At 38.8% G+C, this 22,463-nt stretch carries 9 protein-coding genes; all 9 read right to left on the reverse strand.

Features of this window, described 5'->3' with window-relative positions; genetic code table 11:
* Window positions 1-37: 37 nt before the first annotated feature.
* A complete protein-coding gene (locus tag OB69_RS05280; RefSeq protein ID WP_082338076.1) occupies window positions 38-2,392 on the reverse strand; it encodes an ABC transporter permease in 2,355 nt (784 codons plus the stop codon).
* Between the two features lie 147 nt (window positions 2,393-2,539).
* Entirely contained in the window at window positions 2,540-4,885 is a 2,346-nt protein-coding gene (locus tag OB69_RS05285; RefSeq protein WP_082338078.1) for an ABC transporter permease, read from the reverse strand.
* A gap of 122 nt (window positions 4,886-5,007) precedes the next feature.
* Window positions 5,008-7,368 carry an ABC transporter permease gene (locus OB69_RS05290; RefSeq protein WP_053222662.1) on the reverse strand — a complete coding sequence of 787 codons (2,361 nt, stop codon included), beginning with the start codon at window positions 7,366-7,368 and terminating at the stop codon, window positions 5,008-5,010.
* A 141-nt stretch (window positions 7,369-7,509) separates the two neighbouring features.
* Window positions 7,510-9,861, reverse strand: a complete 2,352-nt coding sequence (locus OB69_RS05295; protein WP_082338080.1) for an ABC transporter permease — start codon at window positions 9,859-9,861, stop codon at window positions 7,510-7,512.
* 205 nt (window positions 9,862-10,066) lie between these two features.
* The gene (locus OB69_RS05300; RefSeq protein ID WP_053222664.1) at window positions 10,067-12,457 is read right to left on the reverse strand and encodes an ABC transporter permease; all 2,391 of its coding nucleotides are present in this window, start codon (window positions 12,455-12,457) and stop codon (window positions 10,067-10,069) included.
* A gap of 184 nt (window positions 12,458-12,641) precedes the next feature.
* On the reverse strand, window positions 12,642-14,993 hold the full coding sequence (locus OB69_RS05305; RefSeq protein WP_053222665.1) for an FtsX-like permease family protein: 2,352 nt from the start codon (window positions 14,991-14,993) through the stop codon (window positions 12,642-12,644).
* Window positions 14,994-15,045: 52 nt separating this feature from the next.
* Entirely contained in the window at window positions 15,046-17,439 is a 2,394-nt protein-coding gene (locus tag OB69_RS05310) for an ABC transporter permease (protein WP_053222666.1), read from the reverse strand.
* 26 nt (window positions 17,440-17,465) lie between these two features.
* Window positions 17,466-19,838, reverse strand: coding sequence for an ABC transporter permease (locus OB69_RS05315; protein ID WP_053222667.1), 2,373 nt, complete (start codon window positions 19,836-19,838; stop codon window positions 17,466-17,468).
* 177 nt (window positions 19,839-20,015) lie between these two features.
* The gene (locus OB69_RS05320; protein WP_053222668.1) at window positions 20,016-22,412 is read right to left on the reverse strand and encodes an FtsX-like permease family protein; all 2,397 of its coding nucleotides are present in this window, start codon (window positions 22,410-22,412) and stop codon (window positions 20,016-20,018) included.
* Between the last annotated feature and the right edge of the window lie 51 nt (window positions 22,413-22,463).

The raw sequence follows: 22,463 nt of genomic DNA on the forward strand, positions 1-22,463 counted from the left end.
TTAAGAGTGGGCTCCCGTCTTCTGACTTCCTACTTCCCTACTCTTTCCTCAACACCTCGACTGGATTGGTTTTGCTGAATTGGAGCATTTTAAAGCCAATCACTACAAATAATAACACAATCATAAATACCCCAGCGATAAGGCCTTGGCTGGCATTAAGGCTAATTCTTACAGCATAGTCTTGCAGGTATTGTTCCATCAAATAATAACCAATGGGCAAAGCAATCAGTAAAGCGATAATAAGACTATAAAGAAAAGGAAGGGACAATCTGCCCAATAGCTCTGGAACACTTGCTCCTAAAATTTTACGAATACTAACTGCTTTCATCTTGGAATTAGCAAACATAATGGCCATCCCGAAAAGGTTCATAAAAGAAAGCAAGAGCACCACCCCTGCCAAAATGCTAAAGAGCGTTGAGATTTTAGATACCTTCTGAACGGAATTATTAACTCTATCGCTTAAAGCAAAAATGCGCGCATCTTTAACTGGGTCAAACTTCTTCCACAAGGCTTCCAATTGCCCCATTACTCTAGCCTGATTATTATCAGAAATCTTCAATAAATAACTATGGAACTTGGTATCAACAGCTGGCAGAAACACATGACTCATCGGAGTGGGATTATTCACCCCCCAGTCTGCATAATTACTAACTACGCCAATCACTGTTCTTGGCTTTCCATCAACATTCAAGGTCATTCCTAATGGGTTTACTAAGCCATGTTGAGCTGCAAAACTCTCGTTAATTAAGCAAGAGTTTTCATCTGACACTCCATTGAAAGAACCTCCTTCTAGAAGCTTAATCCCCATAGTTTCAAAGAAGTTTTCCGATACAAATATTCTAGAAGGATTATCTTGAATAAGGCTATCCCCCATTTGAATCTTTACTTTAGAGAAACCATTGAAATTAAGTGGAAATGGCCCTTTGGCTACTTCTACTACTCCAGCCACTGAACGTAACGACTCTAAAAGCACTGTGCTATTCTTCTTCATTTCTGGATTTGTATTGTCGAAAGACAGGATATTTTCAGTCGAATAGCCATTATCGAAGTGAGCCATTTCAGAAACTTGAAGCTTAAGTATATACACTCCAAAAACCAAACAGATGGTAATTATAAATTGCGCTGTAAGTAAAACCCGTTTCATAACAAAGCCAGAACCCGTTGGGCTTGAAAAACCAGAAAGTACTTTTACAGGGTTCAATTTAGAAACTATGAATGCAGGATATAGGCCAGCAATAAGACCTGTTAAAAGTGTAAACGCGATTAGGAATATAATCACTTCAGGTTGATCCATCCTCAAACTAATAGGCACTTGAAGCAAGTCGGAAACCCACTTTCCAGAAATTTCCAAAGCCACAACCGTTAGCAATAAAGATATGGCCGCATAAACCACTGATTCGACTAAGAATTGACTTCGAATGGTGCTAACATTTGCACCGTTTACCTTTCTAACCCCTACCTCTTTCGCCCTTTTTAAAGATAAGCTCAACGCAATGGCTACATAACCCAAAAAAGCACAAAGCAATACACCAATGCTCACGTACATTACAGTCTTTATCATTTTTTTGGAAGCCCCAAAAAGAGAATAAAACTGGGCTCCATATTCGTAATGAGAGTTTCCCCAGTAGGAATCCGCTAGTTTTTCGGTGTATATACCTTTCAGCCCTTCTGTAGACACCATTGTTTGGGCAGTCCTAAGCAAACTCGTTTTAAATCGATTGATATCAGCGCCCTCCTTTAATAAAACATGCGTTAGCATTGCATCAGTATCACCACTAGCTTTAGTATCCGCTACGAACTGATCCATTGAAAAGAAGATCTCAGGATTTAATATTGATAATTCAGAAACTTCTTCGAGCACTCCACTAACTAAGAATGTTCCCTTATCATGAACCAAAACTTCCTTGCCAATTGGGTTTTCATTTGGGAATAGTCTTTCTGACAAAATGCTTGAAATCACTATTTTCCCTGTACCCACCAAAGCATTTTCTGGATTTCCATATTTAAGCGGAAAGCTAAACACATCGAACACATTGGCGTCAGTATAAAAAGCCTTTTCTTGTCTGATAAAAGATTGCTCCTCTTTACCTATGTATACATCTCCGTAATAGGAGTTAATCACATTGACTGCCTCAATATCGGGACTCACGTTTGGTATTTCCGCTACCATATCCGCTGATATATATTGATGATATCCTTCATAATCTAGCATCACCCTATACACCCTATCCGCATTTACGTGATTGAGGTTTCTGGAATATTCATAGCGTACATAGAGCCCTGCCATCACAAAGCAATACATGCCCAGAGCTAATGAAAAGATCATAAGCAATGTGTAACCTGTATTTCTCTTTAAGTTAGTAAAGGCTGATTTTATATAATTCCGTAACATAGTGTGTTGGTTTATTAGTCATTAGTTTATTAGTCATTAGTGAAAACAAAAACCACTTCTGACTTCCATCTTCGTTCTTCCAACCTTCTTTCATTAATTTCCTTTTCTCATTCTTTCATTAATTCCTTCTCTCATTATCTCATTATTTCATTCATCTTTCAATATCTCCACTGGGTTAATCAAATAGGCTTTTATGCTGTGAATGGAAACAGTAATGAAAATCACGATGGAGGCAACGGCAATGGCTCCGAAGATTAAGAAGACAGGCATTTCAATGCGATAAGCAAAAGAACTGAGCCAACTGTCCATCCAATAAACCACCACTGGCACAGCAATAGCCACTGCAATCAATAGTTTCCACGCGCTTGAAACATTAAGTGTTTTCTGAATACTTAAAAAGCCAGCACCGAGCACTTTACGAATGCCCATTTCCTTCAACCTCCTTTTTACAGAGTATCCAGCAATACCGAACAAGCCAATAAATGCTACCAAAGCCGCAATCACCGTAAAGGTGTTTAACATGGTAATCATCACGTTTTCCTGTTTGTATTGAGATTCAATGCGGTCTTCAAAAAAGAAGTAAGAAGGTTCTCTCAGATTAGGAATGTCGTTGTAATAATCTAAAACTCTTTTAGTACTCACAGCCCAATTTGCTCCATCAAGTTTGACTAAAAACTGATTGCTTGGCGAGCCTTCAATTACCTGTTTAAAAATTACAGGTTTTATGAGTTCCTTTTTAGATGCAAAATGGAAATCACTGACTACACCAATAATTCTCCACGAAGAACTTGGGCTTAACGTCTTACCCACTGCAGTGTTTTCATCATAGCCTAATTTATGAGCAGCAGTGGCATTAATCATCACCAGATTAGCGGAATCGACATCTTCAGGTAAGAAATCCCTCCCTTCCAATAGCCTTACCCCCAAGGTTTGAAAATAATCGTCATCTATCTCAAAGAAGCTAAAGTCATAGTCTTGTCCCTCAATGCTTACAGAAGACCCAACGTCATTTGGGAGTTGACTGCCACTACTGACCGACAATACACCTGGCAATTTTAACAATTCATTTTTATGTACTTCTCTAGTTCTCCAAGGCATGTTTTCCAATACAAGCTGATGATCTTTATCAAAACCTAGGTTTTCGTTTCGCATAAAGCGCATTTGTCGGTTAGCAGTAACCGAAACGCAGATAAGCACTACAAAGACCATGATTTGAAAAATACCAATCGCTCCAATCAATCGTTGGGAAGAGAAAATACCTTTACCATTTTTAAAGACTTGAACCACCTTTAATTTTGTACTCAAATAAGTGGGATAGAACGAGCAAACAAGGGCTATAAACAAAGTGAACATAATGCCTTGGAGCAAAAGCATGGGCTGTGCTAAAACGCTGATGGCTAAATCCCTTTCTACTAAAACCTCAAGTTGAGGAATCAATAATTCCACTAAAATCATGGAAAGCACAAAGCTGATAAGGACATGCAATACTGACTCGATTATAAATTGTTTGCGCAGTTCTCTGCTGCTGGCGCCTGCCACTTTTCGAACTCCGATTTCTTTTGCCCTTTCTATGGATTGAGAGACTGCAAGACTGATATAATTAAAAATAGAACAAGCCAATATAAAAATGGCCACAAAGGCGAAAATCGAAACGTACTGCTTATCAGTCTTCTCTGTCACCGGATCCTTAACATCTAATGAATAATGAACATCGGTGATGGGCTGTAAACTCAATGTTTTTCCTTCCGCCCTTTTAGCGTTTTGTACATAAAGTTCGGTAAGTTTTTTTTCCACATCTGCTGCAACTGTACTTTCATTCAACAGCAAATAAGCTTGCATATTGGTTTCCGTGAATCCCCAATTCCCTTCTTTCTTAAAAGCAAAAATTCTTTCATTGAGAATAATGGCATCAGCCTTAATGGACGAATTTTTGGGTAAATCACGATATACGCCTTCAATAATATAATTGTCTGTGGTGTAATAGCCGACCATTCTACCTAAAACATCTGTTGTACCATAATGCATCATGGCTGTTGACTCACTAATCAGTATAGCATTAGGAGATTTAAACACTGTTGAAGCAGTGCCAGAAATCATATTCAATGAAAAGAAATCCATAAAACCACGATCTACAACAGCTGTTTCTATCTCCAATTTACTCTTTTCACCTTCAACAAAAGAAAACGGAATTGATCTTCGATATACCCTACTAAAGGCCTCAATATCTGGGATACTCTCCACAAACTTTGGGGAAAAAGCATAGCTAATGGCAGTTTGTTTCTCTACACCATGTTCGCTGTCAGAAACTGTTACTACCCTATAAATCCTGTCCTTCTTTTCATGAAACTGGTCATAGGCCAATTCATTCTGAAGAAAAAGGTAAATGATAAAGAATGAGCCCAAACCGATACTCAGCCCAAGGATGTTCAGACTTGCATAGAGCTTGTTCCTTCTCAGGCTTCTAAAAGCGACTTTGATGTAGTTTCGTAGCATAGCGATTTAGTTATTGGTTTATTAGTCATTAGTCATTAGTGAAAACGAAAAACCACTACTGACTTCCATCTTCGGTCTTCCAACCTTCTTTCATTAATTCCTTAATTTCTTCTCTCATTATTTCACTCATTTCTCAAAATATCCACAGGATTGGTTCTAATGGTTGAAAGTGCCCTACTCAGCAACACCAGTGCTGAAAAACCGAGAATGCTGATCACTGTAATGACTCCAAACGAGGCGTTCAAATCAATCCTGTTTGGAAACTGGTTGAGTGCGTTACCCATAAAGTAATAGGCCAATGGTATGGAAACCAGAGACGATAAAAGAATCAACCAAGCATAGGGCTTTCCTAAAATAAAGAGAATGTTATTTGCACTCGCGCCAAGTACTTTTCGAATACCGATTTCCTTGATTCGCTGTGAGGTTTGAAAAGTAACAAGTGAAAAAAGACCAAAGAGGGAAATCACCACAATGGCAGTGGTAACCCCGTTAATGATTAACGTAAGGTTTTGCAATCTACTTAGCTTGGCCTCATAAGCGTCATCTAAAAACTGGTATTGATACGAATCCTTATAATCAAACTGATCCCAAATGGCATCAATCTGCCCTAAAGTACTAGCCATATTCTGAGCGTTCACCTTGATCAACAGTTTATTCACTCTTCCGCTGATTAATGGTGTTAACATCAAATCTCTCACTGTCGACATAGAACCACTAATGTGAAAATCTTTAATTAAGCCAATCACTGTTTTAGTACTTCCTTCAAAGAGCAGTGTTCTCCCTATGGGATTCTCCATTTCGAGCTTTTGGGCTAAGGATTCATTAATTATGATTGAATTGTCGAAATCAGATGAGATTTCAGGGTCAAAATTTCTTCCGGCCAATAAGGGAATTTCAAGCATTGTGATGAAACTTTCATCCGTTTCAACCCGAGGGACATTTTTAAAAGTTTTTCCTTTATACTCCAAGGTATTAAAGCCAAACCCACCTCCTGGAAGCGGCCCCATTGTTACTCCTTCAACCCCGCTAATATTCTTTATCTCTTGCAAGAAAACCTGATGCCTTTCAGACATTTCCTTCGTCATGCTAATACTCACCACCCTTTCTTTATTAAAACCAAGATCGAAGTTGAGGTAATGATTGATCTGTTTATTGGCCACCAAAAGCACGATGATCATAAAAGCTGAAATGGCGAACTGAAAAAAGAGCAAAACACTGCGATGAGAAAAACGAGAATGGCCTTGTTGTTTCTGTCCTTTTAATGCTTTTACTGGGTTAAAGCGAGACAACAGTACTGCGGGATAAATACCCGCCAAAAGGCCACAGAACAGCGCATATCCTACTAAATAGCCCAAAATGGTAATGTCTTGGTAATCCATCTTTAGGCTAATTCCCATAATTTGAGAAACGGAAGGCAAAAGGATTTCTACCATAATCACTGCCACCACCAGGCAGAGTAAAGCAAAGAAAAGTGTTTCACCCAAAAACTGTTTGATCAGTTGATTTTGAGTAGCTCCATTCACTTTACGGATTCCTACTTCTTTGGCCCTTTCCATGGCTTTGGCAGTCGCCATATTCACATAATTGGCCAAGGCTATAAATAACAGCAGAAGTGCCATTCCAGAACAGATGTAAATGATGTCTTTATTGGCACCTAATCCACGCTCACGATTGTTCATTGCGGCCCCACTGCCAGTTTGTGCCCAATAAGAATCAGCAAAGGAACCTAAAGCGGCATCCTCATATATTGAACCTTCAGGTTTATTAGTGTTATATAAAGAAGCTATTCGTTTTTGAATGTCATCTAAGTTGGCATTGGGCAAAGTTTTAATATAGATGAAAAATGTATTATCGCTCCAAGAGTCTAGGCTGGACATGCTATTCAGTGAAAAAGAAAAATGAGGCTGGAATTGAGAATTCTTAGGGAAGTCCTTTAAAACACCTGTCACTCTATAGTCTCCTTTGGTATCTACAGAAAGAATTTCTCCTACTGCGTTTTCCTTACCAAAATACTTCAGTGCCATTTCTCTAGAAATCACTACCGATTTGGGGTCGGTTAAGGCATTGGCTTTATTTCCATGGATAAACGGGAAGGTAAAAAGATCAAAAAATGAGTTTTGTAAAGTGTAATACTTCTCTGGTAAGTAGTCTTGTTCATTCTTAACCACATACATGCTCCCAGCGCCAGACAGCGTGGTGGTCACTCCTTCCAAACCTGGTACACCTTCTTCTATTATATCAGCAAAAACAGCAGGGAGCAATTGGTTATAAGCCCCTCCCATTTCCTCAATAAATTTGAGTTGAACAATATGAATATCCTCTACATCCTCATGAAACTGATCATAAGAAAGCTCATACCGAACATACAAGCCCACCAAAATAAAGCAAGCCATGGCCACTGAAAGACCTGTCAGGTTGATCAATGTAAACACCTTGTTTCTCTTTATTCCTCTTAGCGTGGTGGTGATGTAATTCTTTAGCATGGCTTGATGGTTTATTAGTTAATTGGTCATTGGTCATTGGTCATTGGTGAAAACGAAAACCCGCTTCTGACTTCCAACATTGTTTCATTAATTCCTTATCTCATTACTTCATTATTTCATTAATCGCCTCTCATTAATTCATTATTCACTTCTCAATACATCAACTGGGTTTTTCTGAACACTGAAATAGCTATGCAAACCAAGCACAGTAATGGCCAATACACCTACCATAATGATGGCTTGAATAAAGAATGGGGTGAGGTTTTCTAATCTGTATGGGAACTCAGCAATCCATTGTTCCAAACCATAATAGGTAAGCGGAACGGCTGCTATAAAGGCCAATACTATCAGCCAAGTGAATCGCTTATTTAAAGTTTGTGCTAAGTGCAAATAGCTTGCGCCAAGTACTTTTCTGATCCCCACTTCTTTTTCTCTTAACTTATTCTCGAAAGAAGAGAGCGCAAAAAGTCCTAAGAAAGCCACCGAAACAACCATCAAAGTGAGGAAATCGAAAATAGTAATGAGCTGCGATTCTTTCTGATATGCAGGTGAGAAAAAGCCTTCAAGCTCAGTTAAGTTAGGATCTGCTTTAACCCCTAGTTTATTGAGCGCCAAACCTACTTGCGCTTTCACTGCTTCTTTATTGTTCGCCCTATATTTAAACTGGACAGGGCCTCTTGGATTAGCAGAATAGGTAATCATAGCCGGTTCTATTACATTTTTAGCAGAAGAGAAATGAAAGTCTTTCACTACCCCTACCACCCTTCTACCATTAGGCATTTTTGCGCCAACGGCTGGGTTCAAGCCGAGTTTCTTTTTTGCTGTTTCATTGATGATGACCAAACTGTCCAATTGAGATTTTGGTAAGTTAGAGAAGTCCGTCCCCTCTAAAACTTCAAGTTCAAAGAGCTCATTAAAATTTTGGTCAGCTGCACCAGAATAAATGGTAATGGGAACAGGTTTTCCATCTACCAAGATCATCATAGGTGGTGGAGGCGCAAACATGGGCAAAGGAGAAGAAGTTACTTTTTCGATTTTCGGAATAGCTTCTAGCGCATTTCTTACCGTCTGATAATCGAGCGATCGGCCCTCCTGATAAAGGCTAAAAGTCATTATGTTTTCCTCGTTATAGCCCTTATCCAAATTTATTAGGTAATCCGATTGCCCACGAATAACCAAGGCTGTAATGAGCAAACCTGTACAAATCATAAACTGTAATACGAAAAGTGATTTTCGAAGAATATTCACTTTGGATTGAGGCAGGACTCCTCTGAGTACTCCTGAAATACTGAAAGAACTCAATGAAACGGCTGGATAAATCCCAGAAATCACCACTACAAGAATGAGCACAGCAATAGGTAACAATAATAGCTGTGGAGCTTGACTAAAATTGATATCCAATTCTTTACCAATAAGTGGCTGGGCGTATGGCAATGCTAATTCGAGCCCAATTAACGCCACTATTAAAGCACAAAAGGACAAAGCAAAAGTTTCTACCATTTGAGAAAGAACCAAACGGCTGCGGCTTGCACCCATTATTTTTCGAATGCCCATTTGCTTTACCTTAGAAAAGGAAAGGGCTGTAGTAAGATTGATGTAGTTAAAGCAAGCGACAAAAAGAATTAAGCCTCCAACAAGAGAAAAAATATATAAGTACTTTGATTGACCTCCAAACAAGTTTTTAGCATCATAGCGTTCGGTTTGCCCATTGAGGTATAGATCTGAGAACTTAAGAAATTCAAGGCCATCCGCCACTTGAGTAACATCATGCAAGGCCAAAATTTGCTTGGCATCTGCCATCAACTCATTTGGTGAATGTCCTTCTTTTAATAGAAAATAGCTGAAGCCTGACCCATTCAGCCAATTGTCTTTATTGTAATCATAATTCGATATTTCGGCATTAATCGGCCCTAGAAAATCAAATTTCAAATGACTGTTTTTAGGAATAGGGTTGAGTACTCCTGCTATTCTAAAACTACCTTTATTTTGAAAAGTAAGCGTTTCTCCTAGGGGGTTAAATCCTGGAAAAAGGGTTTCTGCCATGGCTGAAGACAGAATGATATCCGAGGGATCTGTCAGTGCCGTTTCTTCATTGCCAAATTTTAAACCAAAATCAAAGACTTTAAAAAGTGATGGAGAAGAGAAAAACAGTTTGTCGGTTCGTACCCATTCATTATTGACCTTATAACTAGCATAAGAGTTTCTACTTATACTAACAGCGTCCAAAACAGCAGTACTCTCCTCTTTCAATGCATGCATCAGTGCATCAGATGGCCTTACTTTAAATGAAGTACCATCTTCTTTTTTCAACTCCAAAGACGACATATAAATGTTGTCAGCATTCTTATGCCAACGATCATAGGTCACTTCATCTCGAACATAAAGAGCTGTCACTAAAAAGCAGAACATGCCAATACTTAAACCTATAAGGTTAATCAATGTAAAGGCTTTCTCGCGTTTTAAGCTTCGGAGTATATTCTCAAAATATTTCATTAATCGTTATGGTTTATTGGTTCATTGGTCATTGGTCATTGGTCATTGGTCATTGGTGAAAACGAAAATCTGTTTTTGTCTTCTAACCTTCTTTAATTAATTCATTGTCTCATTCCTTCATTATTTCATTATCTCACTCATTCCTTATTTCATTAATTCATTCATTCCTTAATTCCTTATTTCATTGATTCCTTAATTCATTATTTCATTCATTCCTTAAAGAGTCCACAGGATTAGCATTGGCAGTTTTAAGTGATTGAAAGCTTACAGTGAGAAAGGCAATTCCAAAAGTGATTATCGCTGGCAGCAGAAATAAGCCCACACCAATTTCTATTCTATAAGGGAAACTCTGAAGCCATGTATTTACCAAGAAATAAGCAACTGGAACTACTATAATGAAAGACTGCAATACCAGTTTGGAAAACCCTGCATTCAACAATAGTAGCAGGTTTTGCACCGAAGCCCCTAAAACCTTCCGTACTCCAATTTCCTTCTTGCGCTGTTCGGCAGACAAGTGTGCCAAACCAAATAAACCTAAGCATGAAATGAAAATGGTCAAGAATGATGCGTTTGTAATAATGCTTTTCCAACGTTCTTCTTCGGCAAAAGCATTTTGATTTTCCTCTTCCAAAAACTTGAAAGACAATGGTTGATATGGCTCAATCTTTCTCCACGACTTGAGTAATTCATCTTGGATCAGGCTGTCGTAACCAGACCTGTACCGAACCAACACCTCTGCATATTCCCCTGTGGATTTCCCTGAAAACAATACTAAAGGGCTAATTTTAGAACGAGCTGTCGCAAAATCGTAGTCCTTTACCACACCTACTATTCTAAAAACCTCATTGCCACTTCCATCGCCAAGAGTCGTATTTAAAGGTTCTTCAATGCCCATTTCTTTGATGAACATTTCATTTACAATTACATTAGAAAGGGTATCTGTGCCTCGATAAGTGTAATCGCCTCCTCCTATTAGCCTTCGACCTTCAATAATTTCAAGGCCTTTTAAATCCATATAATCTCCATCTATGATATTGGATATTCCAAGCAGTTTTTTACCCTTGAAATCATATTCTGAACCGGAACCGTAGCCATTAGAAAGTGCCACTCCAGTGAGGTTGGGGTTTGAGGAAAGGTCTGTTTTAATAATCGAAGCTTTGTCTTCGAACATAAACATGTCCATATAGACAAGGTTGGAGTCATCGAAACCTAAATCCTTGTTGACCATAAAGCCAATTTGCTTATTAATCGCTACCGTTCCGACAACGAGAATTCCTGCTATGGCGAACTGAAAGAGCACAAGCGCCTTAGATACATAGCGTCTATTCGAAAGTCGGAGTTTGCCGTTAAGGCTGTCAATAGTAGAGAATCTCGAAATTGAAAATGAGGGATACACACCTGCTAACAATGCTGTAGCCAATACCAAAAGAAGGCATAAAACGAGTAAAACTGGGTTGTCTATTATACTCGAAGAAAACTGTTTATTGGTAAGTTCGCCAAAGGCGGGCAGAAACAATTCGGCCAAAATAAGACCCAGAATAAAGGAGATTGACGATACAAAGAGCGCTTCACTCAAAAACTGTTTGGTCAATTGTGATCTTTTGGCACCAAGTACTTTTCTTACCCCTATTTCTTTTGACCTCGGCAATGACCTAGCAACAGTTAAATTGGCAAAATTGATGCAGGCCAAAGCCAATATTAAAATTGCAATCCCGCCCAATGTCAAAGCATGCGTGGGATTGCTGTTCTTTTTAATTCCAGCCGAACCTCCGTTATAGCCTTGTGTAAAGTGAATGGCCGTTAAAGGTTGAAGGAAATTTTCTATTCCTCTGGCAAACTCACCGTCTTCTCCTGGGTTCTGAAGGTTTCGCACCTCTTTCATTTTTTGCTGAACCAGGTTGACATCCGCATCTTTACGAATCATGATAAAGGATGTGTTGCTAATATTGCCCCAATCGCGACTGGTAATAGCGCCTTTTTTGGCAGTTTTAGACCAAGGCAATATCACTTCAAAGTTTAGTGAAGAATTAGATGGAAGGTTCTCAATTACTGCATCTACAAAATAAGACTCGGGTTCACCAGAAATTTTGATTCGTAGCTCCTTACCAACCACATCCGTTTTTCCAAAGTACTTAGCCGCTACAGAACGCGTTATGACTATACCGAAATTGGATTGCAATGCAGTTTTAAAATCTCCATGAATCAGTTTAAAATCAAACAAATCAAAAATCTGAGGGTCAGCATACACTCCTTTAAACTGCCTTACATATTCTTCACCTTTCTGAACAATCAAAGTAGCATTGTTAATTCTGGCAAAGGCCTCAATCTCAGGAATAGATTCGGCATAGGCAGCAGCTTCAATTTTATTTGTTGCCGCTATTTTCCTTTCGTTGCCACCAAAATTCACCTTGGAGTTAATACGGTATATTAGATCTGAATTATGATGGAATTTATCGAAAGTGACTTCATCGTTGATGTAAAGAAAAATCAGCAAACAGGCTGCAATTCCAATGGCCAAACCACTGATATTAATAAATGAATACCCTTTATGTTTGATTAAGTTTCTAACCGCAATCTTGAAATAGTTCTTAAGCATATTATTGGTTCATTAGTACATTGGTCATTGGTCATTGGTGAAAACGAAAATCTATTTCTGACTTCCGGCCTCAATTCATTCTTTCATTGATTCCTTATTCCCGTTTTCAAAAAGTTGCTCATAGCTTAGTTAATTACTTATGAATCATAGATCGTAATTCTCAATTCATAAATCATCTTCTGCCTTACTCATTTCTCAGCACATTCACAGGGTTTTTTCTGGCGTTCATATAGCTGTGTATGCTCAGTACAGCAATCGCTAAAATGACTACGGACACTATAGCCATAGCAAAATAGGGAGACAGGTTTTCAATTCGATAAGCAAAAGAGCTGAGCCATTGGTTGATCAAATAGTAAGTAATTGGAACAGAAATAATGAGCGCAATTGCGATGAGGATGAGAAAGCGATTATTAAGTGCATTGAGCAGTTGTAAATAGCTTGCGCCTAACACCTTACGAATCCCTATTTCCTTTTGCCTTAATTGATTTTCGAAGGTTGAAAGCGCAAAAAGGCCTAAAAATGCAATGACCACCAACAAGCCAGTTAGGACATCGAAAATGCTTACCAACTTTGCCTCTTTATTATAGGAATCAGTAAAAAAGTCCGAAATCTCACTCATTTCAAATATTTCGTCAACTCCGAACGACTCAAAAACACCAACTACTTGCGCCTTAACAGCCTCTTTATCCCTTTGTCTAAAACTGAACTGAATATTTTGGATTTCGTCTACTCCATACTTAATCAAAGCGGTGTTGATTTCGTTGTGAGCTGAAGAATAATGGAAGTCTTTCACTACTCCTCTCACAATCATCCCTTCTGACAGTTTCTTTCCGATAGGCTCATCCCAACCCAAAACTTTTACTGTTTTTTCATTTATCAAAACAGCAGTAGCCAATTCCGATTCCGTTAATCCGCTAAAATCTGTTCCTTGTAGAATTTCTAAGCCCATTATCTCATTAAAATCTTTGTCCGCCACCCCATAAAAAGCGCTGATCGGTATTTTTTCTTCACCTTCTCCTACCTCAAAAAAGGTTACGGAATTAAGCTTTGGCAATGGCGAACCACTTACTTTATCTATTGCTGGTATACGCTCTAGGGCCGTTTTTAATGCTTGGTACTTTTCGCCCATTTTAGTTTCTGTCAAACTCACACTTAAGATGTTCTCTTGGTTATACCCCAGATCGAGGTTCATCATATGATTGGCTTGTCCTCGAATAATTAAGGCTCCGGTGAACAGGCCACAGCAAATCAAAAACTGAAATACAATAAGGCTTTTACGGAATACCGTACTGCCTGATTTTGGACTATTTCCTTTTAATACAGATGAGAGGCTGAATGTACTTAAAGTCAACGCTGGGTAAATGCCCGAAAACAACACCACAAGGGTGAGCAAACCTAGCGGCAATAGAAGTATATCAAATGCATGAGTAAAACTGAGATTTAAACCTTTTCCTATGAGTTCGTTAATCAACGGAAGCAATAGCTCTAAACCAATCAAGGCGATAATTAACGCCAGAGAAGAAACGTAAAGGGTTTCCATCATTTGGCCAAATACCAACTGCTTTTTGCTTGCTCCAATTACTTTGCGGATGCCAATATCTTTTGATCTTGACAGTGAACGAGCAGTGGTAAGGTTGATGTAATTAAAACAGGCTACGATAAGGATCAAGCCTCCGATCAGTGCAAAAATGAAAATGTACTTTAGTTGACCTCCAAACATATTTTTGGAATTGAATCGCATGGTTTCGCCACTCATGTAGGCATCTGCGAACGAGATGTATTGGTACTGATCTGCATAGCGCGCGCCCTCATGCTTCGCCAATACCTGTTGAACATCTTCCTTAAGTTGACCTAAAGAATAACCTTCTTTTAATTGGATATAGTTTAAGCCTGGTCCAGTATTCCAATTCGATTTATAGCTTTTATAAGGTTCTATATTAAAGTCAATTGGTGCTAGGATTTCAAATTGCAAATGAGAATTAGAAGGAATAGGCTTCAATACGCCTGAAACTATTTTTCGCCCAATATCTTTGAATTCGATAAACTCGCCAACTGGGTTTCTTCCCGAAAAGTACCTTTCTGCAACCTCTAATGACAAAACAATGTTATCTGGCTCGCTAAGGGCTGTGATCTTGTTTCCATATTTCAGGTCGAAATCAAAGACATCGAAAAGGGAAGGTTGGGTATACACAAAGGATGAGGTTTCAATCCAGTCCCCTCCTATTTTAAACTGCGCATCTCCATCCATTCCAATGTTCACGACATTTTCTACACCTGGGCTGGATTCCTTTAGGGCATCGCCAATAAGAATCGTGGGATACAAATTGAAGCTAACGCCACCACCCCGTTCCATCGCAATTATAGGGAAATAGATTCGATCCGCATTTTCATGCCATTGGTCATGCGTATACTCATCTCTCACGTAGAGTGCGGTAACTAAAAAACAGAACATACCGAGACTCAAACCAAGGAGATTTACCAAGGTGAAAAACTTATCTCGTTTAAAAATGCGTTGGGTGTATTTTACTAATCTCATAGCATCCTTATTTCCTTAAATCATTAATTCATTTTTCTTTTCATCCATTAGCTCACTCATTCCTTAAAGAATCCACTGGGTTTGAAAATGCTGCCTTCACAGATTGATAAGAAACCGTTACCATCGCCACCATAACCGTCATCAAACCCGCGACAAGGAAATAATACCAACTCAAGTCAATACTATAGGCAAAGCCCTGTAGCCAGCGACTCATGGCGATATAGGCGATTGGCCAGCCAATGAGGTTAGAAATCAAAATAATTCGGACATATTCTTTAGAAAGCATCATCACAATTTTGGAGACATCGGCACCAAGCACTTTCCTGATACCAATCTCCTTAGTCCGTTTTTCGGCTAAGTAAGAAGCCAAACCAAACAGCCCTAAACAACCTATTGCTATGGCTAAAACCGTAAAAGTCAGAATGATTTGACTCAGTTGTTTATCCTTTTCGTAAAGCGCTTTAACGGCTTCGTCTACATACCTTAATTCAAACGGACGATTGGGAACTAGTGAAGTCCATACTTTAGCCATTTCTGCCTTAACCGACTCAATTCGAGCCATATTTACTTTAGCATATAGCAATTGCTTATAATCCTGAGGCCCAGTATAAACCGCCCAAGATTCTATATCATTGTGGAAACTGGTAAAGTGGAAATCGTCAACTACTCCTGCAATGGTACCCATCATACTTTCGTCTATTCCAAAGCGCTTGCCCACTGCTTCTTCAGGTGTTAAACCGAGCTTTTCAATGCCAGTCTTATTTACCAAATAGTAGACTGTAGTATCCCAATCCGACTTGTTCTTAAAACCTTCGCCAGCCAAAAGATCGAAACCAAAAGTTTCTAGAAAGTCTTGGTCGCCATACATGCCTCTAAAGGAAATGCTGACATTTTTTGGCAGTCCATCCATCACTGCTCCCCAGCCAGAAAGCACATTAGAAATTTCGTTGTTACTTCCCGTTACTTCTTCTACTCCCGTAATGGTTTGGAATTGAGTTTTTAAAGATTTATAGGCATTTCGGGCTGCGCGATCTGGAAGTTTGAGATACACTACCTGATCTTGATTGTAACCTATATCGGTATTCTGAACATACCGGAGTTGATAGAAAATCACTAAAGTGCCAGTGATAAGAAATACACTCACAGTAAACTGAAGGGTCACTAGAATTCTTCGGAACATATTCCCCCCTTGAACATTGAAAGTACCTTTGAGTACTTTTACAGGCTGAAATGAGGAAAGGAATGAAGCAGGATAACTGCCCGAAATAATACTAACCAGCAAAACAAAGCCGATCAATATGAGCATTAAACTAGGATCGCTTTGAAGGTCAATAGCCAGTTGAGTACCTGCCATTTGATTAAAAAAAGGCATTAAAACTTCGGCTAACACTACACCTATTACCACTGACAAAAGCGTAATCATAAATGTCTCTCCATAAAACTGAAGAATCAACTGCCGTCTATGAGCGCCCATTACCTTACGAATACCAACTTCTTTGGCTCTTTTTTCAGACTTAGCTGTACTTAAGTTGATGTAATTGATACAGGCGATTAGTAGAATAAAGGCGGCAATTCCCACTAAGGAATACAACAACTCCCTTGATATTTTCTCTGAGTAGTCGGATCCTTTGCTAGTATCAAAATGCATTAGGGTGATGGGCTCTACATCGAACGACATCTTGAACCCTCCAGCCGTCATCTGATCACCAAAATCATCTTCTATATATTGATTTAGCTTGCTTTTAAAGCTTTCGGCAGCTGATTTATCATTGAGTTTTACATAGCTATAATAGTTCATAGGAAACCACCTAGTATTATCAATTTGGCCAAAAATTGAATTGATAGATATGACCATATCAAAATCCAAAGCGGTGTTTCCGGCAGGGTTAGCTACTACTCCAGTTACTACAAAATCGCTACCGTTGGCATTTATCGTTTTACCGTATGCATCGGCTGCGCTATCAAAATACTTCTTTGCAGTCGATTCTGTCAACACAATTGATTGTTCCTCTGTAAGAGCATTGCTGGAATTGCCATCCAAGAAACGATATTGAAAAACCTTAAAGAAGCTTGAGTCAGCATAAAAGACATTTGTTTCCGTAAATGTATTGTCTTCATACCTCACCAAAAACTCTCGACCTACACTCCAATCAAAAACAAAAGTGGCTAATTCAGTTTCAGGAATATGCTCTAATGCCACCTGAGTAACTTTACTTGGGGCGATTGCAATCTGTTCTGTTTGTCCAGATGTTTCAAAAATGGAAGTGACTCGGTAAATTTTATCCGCATCGGGGTAAAATTTCTCGTAAGACGATTCATTTCTGACATAAAGCAAAATGATGATACAGGCCATAATGCCCACCGACAATCCTGAGATGTTGATCAGTGAGTAAGCCTTCTGCCTTTTTAGGCTTCTAATCGCAATGTTGATATAGTTCTGTAACATGACCTTGTTGTTTTTAATTTTTGAGTTTATTCGTTACGTAATGAGTCCACTGGGTTTTTTCTGGCCGAATGAACTGACTGATAAAGTGTAGTAAGCCAGGCAAAAAGCATTACCAAGACCACTGGCAATGCAAAAAGAGGCCAATCAAGTTTAATTCTAAAAGCGAAAGTGTTGATCCAATCTTCAAGGAAATAATACACCAATGGAATCACCAATGCGGTACTGATCAGCAGCATACGACTGATACCACTGTTCATTAACCAAACCAAATGAATGTTTGAAGCGCCAAGTACTTTTCGTATACTGAATTCTTTTAGGCGTTGCTCAGCCAAGAATATGGTAAGTCCGAACAAACCGAGCAATGCGATTAAAATGGCCACTCCACTAAACGTGGTAAATATGCTGGCCAAACGCTGTTCCTTTGCATATTGGGTAGCAAATTCTTGATCTAAAAACGAGTATTCAAAAGGATAAAGATTGGCGAACTTTTCGTAAGTGGCTTGAATAGAAGCAATCGTGGCTTCCATGTTTTCAGGCTTTACCTTTACATAAGCCAAGTTATTGTCGTTAGGCCTATAAAGGTAAGCTGCTGGAGTTACCTCATCCTTCACCGAAAAGAAAACGAAATCTTCTACTACTCCCCCTAAATTTGGAACGCCCACATCATCCTTAAACACGTTCTTACCCATTTTATCTTCAATCTTCCATCCGCCCACTTTGGCCAAGGCTTCATTTACAATTAGAAAATCATTTCCCTCCTTACCTAATTCAGGTTGATAGAGCTTTCCTTCAAGCAGTTTTATATCGAACTTTTGAAAGAAATCTTCGTCCACAGGAAAAATAGAAATGGGTGAAACGTCTTCGCTTCCATCAATTTCTAAATAAAACTGAGCCTGACCACCAAACACTTTTGGTCCTGCTCCTGTCATCCATTCAATTGATGGGTTTGAACTAAGCTCATTTTTGAAAGCCTTATATGATTGTTTGATAGCTTGATCATTCAACGGAATTATAATCACTTGCTCTTTATCAAAGCCCACGTCTAGCCCCTTTAAGTGCTTGAATTGCTGATAGATAACATTGGTAGAAATAAACAAACCAATACAAATAAAAAACTGAACTACCACCAATACATTTCTGAAAAGCAGACCTGATTTTCCTTTGGTTACACTGCCCGATAAAATTTGGGTGGCACTAAAACGGCTGAGGAAAACAGCGGGGTAAAGCCCTGCAAAAACGCCAATGCCTAAAACAGCCAATACCATAAATAAGTAGGTAATAGGGCTTTGATAATCAATAAATATGGAAGAACCCGCAAAAGCATTAAATGAGGGCAGAAGTATTTCCGTAAAGCAAACTGAAAGTACCACAGCTATAAAGGCAAGTGCAATGGACTCGATAAAAAACTGCATGATAATCTGACTTCTGTAGCCTCCTACTGTTTTTCTAATCCCTACTTCCTTGGCCCTTTTTAGGTACCTAGCGGTTGATAAATTGGTGTAGTTTATACAAGCAATAAGCAGAATCAGAAGCCCAACAAGCATGTACAACCTTATGAATTGCTTATCGCCAGTCTTCTTAAAAAATGAGTATAATTTACTGAAGTAAACTTCACTCACAGGTTCTAAACGAACACTCATGTTTTTAATATGAGGTTGAAGAAGTGCCTTAGCTTTGCTTTCAATAGTAGCAACCTCGGCTTCTTTATCAATCTGAACATAGAGTGGAAATGCAGACATCATTCCCCAATCTCGATAACGGCCATCTTCACCATAAGCTTTATCTGATTGCTCTATGGGTAGAATATACTTGAAGTCCATGTGGGTTTCTTGACCTAGGTCATTAATTACTCCAATCACTTTAAACACTCCATAGCCATTCAGTTTTACGGTTTTGTTAATAGCGTTTTCCGCAGAATCAAAGAGCTTGTCAGCCTCAGACTTCGCCAAAACAAGCTCACTTACCGCTTGTTGATCTAGTGGCTTAGATTCCTCTAATACATCAAAATCAAATACATCGAATAACGAAGGATCAGCAAAATGAAGAGACTGAATTTTAAATTTTCGCTGACCTGCCTCAACAACTAATTCAGAGGTTTGACCGAACCTTACCGTGTTTTTCACCTCTGGAATACCTTCTTTTAGCAAATTCCCCATTGGAAATTGAGTCATGATTTCCCAATTGGGCTCAACTTGAGTAGAGTCATCTCTGGCAACCAAAACCCTATAGATTTCTTCTGAATGAGTATGATAAGAATCTTTATCAAACTGCTCCCTCACATATAAGCTTAAGATTACAAAACAGATCAAGCCTACGGTTAATCCGAATATATTCAGAACAGAGTAAAGCTTGTTCTTTACCAGGTATCGAAATGCAATTCTAAAAAAGGAGGATAACATGAATTCTATTTAGGTTAAAACTAGAATGATTGAATTATTATACAAATACTGTTTGCTGCTATCCAACTGTCATACCAAAGTTAATTAACTATATATCAATAATTTAAAACAAACAAACCCTTACTAATTGGTCGCCATCGCACTTTGCCGTCCGCTAGCGGACGGCAGCCCATTTGATCATGAATCACGAAGAGTATCTACTGGATTAGACTTTGCTACTTTTAAAGAATACCATCCTGAAGACAGAAGCGTTGCGCCAAGCATTATCAGGCCAGCTATACCAAAGAGCCATAAAGGTTGGTCAGTTCTGTAAGCAAATTGAGAAATCCATGAGTCAATTATCCTAATCACAACAGGAACTGCGACTACGATTGAGATGATCATTGCGATTACAAATACTCTATTTTGAAGTCCAAAAAGCTGTACAACTCCTGCCCCAAGCACTTTACGAATACTGATCTCCTTCAGTCTTTCTCGGCCATAAAATATCGACATCGCAAATACCCCTGCAAAGGCAATTAGACAAACTCCAATGCCTAAAACCCCCATCATTTGCATCATCTTGGTTTCTGAAGAGTACAGTCGTTTATGTTCCTCTTCGAGCACTTTCAACACAAAAGGTTCCGAAGGCTCATATTCCCAAAACATCTGCTGAATGGTTTGAATAAGTTCCCCCACATTGGTGTTTTCAGAGTAACGAATAGAATAGTTAGCCCTTCCATTCGAATAGCTTAAAGGCATAAATAACATGGCCGGAATTGGTTCACTTACCGAATTAAAATGGAAATCACTTACTGCACCTTCTTGAACAATATATCCAGGTTTTGACTTGCCATAATAAGAGGGTAGTAATTTGCCAATGGGCTCATTTTCCAGCGTATTAAGTGCTGTTTCATTGAGTAGAGCCACTTTGCTATCACCACAAAATAGGGAGATCACATCAGCATCATAATTCTCCTGAATCCCATAGAATTCGAAGAAATGACAATCGATCCCAATACTCAATAATTCAACTTTTTCCCATCCATCGCTAAACCCTGGTTTCTGTAGGTCATTAACATCCAAAGCCCTCATTGGATGTTCATCTGAAAGCGCTATATCTTGAATGGCTGGCATCGCCATCAAACGGTCCTTGAATGTTTGTATAGTTGATTCATCCCCACCTTGGAACCAATTGGATTGGAAAACGAGTGTATTTTTAAAATCATAACCCGGCTCTTTGGACAGCATAAACTCAAGTTGGCGATTCATAAAAAGCATGGCGGAAATAATACCAAAGGCTATAAAAAATTGGAAAGCCAATAAACTCTTTCTGATCAAAGATTTTGACCCACTACTTCTGCTAAAAGAATTAAACAGACTGGATACCTTAAAACTGGAAACAATTAAGGCTGGGTAAATTCCAGCGATCAATCCCACCATAGATGTAAAGGCCAAAAGGATCAAATAGGTTCTAAAACCAAAAATTGCTACTGTTAGCTCTCTATCCACGAATCGACTGTACAGTGGGATTAACGCCTCAATCAATATCAAGGCAAAAACAAACGAAATAAAACTCAAAAAAAGCGACTGAATTAAAGACCGTTTAATCAATTGAGTTCTTCTGGCTCCTATGATCTTATGAATGGCCACCTCTTTGCTCCTGTCCAATGCAACAGCCAGAGAAATATTACCAAAATTGGCGATGGCCACAGCCAGTAAACAGATAGAAATTATAACTAACCAAACCACCAACTGCTCATCCGCCTTTGGCCGAAATGATCTAGCAATATCTAAAGTGCTGAAATGATAATCTTCAATTGGCTCCAACTCGTACTTTTCTCCCTGAGATTCCCCACCCTTATCCTGTTCCATTAACTGAGCTTCCAAAGCATCTATATCAGCACCCTCGTTTAATGTCATAAAAACCTTAAACATGAGATAACCTGTGCTAGTGAAATAGTCACTATAGTCAGGGTTCGACTTCATGGTTTCAACCGAAATAAGAAACCGTGGGTCAAGAGAGGAATTAGAAGGGAAATCTTCATAAATACCAATGATCTCAAATTCATACTCTCCCACTAACATCCTTTTTCCTACAACTTCCTCTCCCTCGAATATCTTTTGATGGACAGACTCGCTGATTAAAACCGTTCCTGGAACATCAAACATTCCAAAGTCTCCACTGACTTGTTTCACATCAAACATATCCAAGAAGCCTCTTTCTACATACCAAAAACCCTTCTCTTCAAAGGCCTTTTCCTTTTCTGCACTTGGTCTGACTAATTCGGAAACGTAGGAATTATTGTAGGCCCTAACCAACGATTCTATTGAAGGATTTTTTTCGAGGTAACTTGATGATAGTATATAAGGGTAGTTGGAACTGTTTGCAGACCGTGACGAAGCAGAGTTTGTAGTGACTAGTCTGTGAATTTTACCGCTGTCAGCATAAGATTGGTCAAAAGTGTACTCGTGAATCAAATAAATAGACGTCAGGAAAATAAAACAAAAGGCAATTGCAAGCCCGATTACGTTAGTCCAAGTATAAATCAGATTCCTTCTGAGGCTTCTCAAGATGATTTTAAGATTCAGCATAGCTTAGATTTTATTTTTTTTAGGTAAAACAATCTCAATGCCAGTAATAAA

This window comes from Roseivirga seohaensis subsp. aquiponti (genome assembly GCF_001267955.1).
GTDB classification, from domain to species: domain Bacteria; phylum Bacteroidota; class Bacteroidia; order Cytophagales; family Cyclobacteriaceae; genus Roseivirga; species Roseivirga seohaensis.

Excerpts from the sequence above, each read along its gene's own strand:
- OB69_RS05280 (WP_082338076.1), bottom strand. The coding sequence starts at position 2,392 with ATGTTACGGAATTATATAAAATCAGCCTTTACTAACTTAAAGAGAAAT.
- OB69_RS05285 (WP_082338078.1), bottom strand. The coding sequence starts at position 4,885 with ATGCTACGAAACTACATCAAAGTCGCTTTTAGAAGCCTGAGAAGGAAC.
- OB69_RS05290 (WP_053222662.1), bottom strand. The coding sequence starts at position 7,368 with ATGCTAAAGAATTACATCACCACCACGCTAAGAGGAATAAAGAGAAAC.
- OB69_RS05295 (WP_082338080.1), bottom strand. The coding sequence starts at position 9,861 with ATGAAATATTTTGAGAATATACTCCGAAGCTTAAAACGCGAGAAAGCC.
- OB69_RS05300 (WP_053222664.1), bottom strand. The coding sequence starts at position 12,457 with ATGCTTAAGAACTATTTCAAGATTGCGGTTAGAAACTTAATCAAACAT.
- OB69_RS05305 (WP_053222665.1), bottom strand. The coding sequence starts at position 14,993 with ATGAGATTAGTAAAATACACCCAACGCATTTTTAAACGAGATAAGTTT.
- OB69_RS05310 (WP_053222666.1), bottom strand. The coding sequence starts at position 17,439 with ATGTTACAGAACTATATCAACATTGCGATTAGAAGCCTAAAAAGGCAG.
- OB69_RS05315 (WP_053222667.1), bottom strand. The coding sequence starts at position 19,838 with ATGTTATCCTCCTTTTTTAGAATTGCATTTCGATACCTGGTAAAGAAC.
- OB69_RS05320 (WP_053222668.1), bottom strand. The coding sequence starts at position 22,412 with ATGCTGAATCTTAAAATCATCTTGAGAAGCCTCAGAAGGAATCTGATT.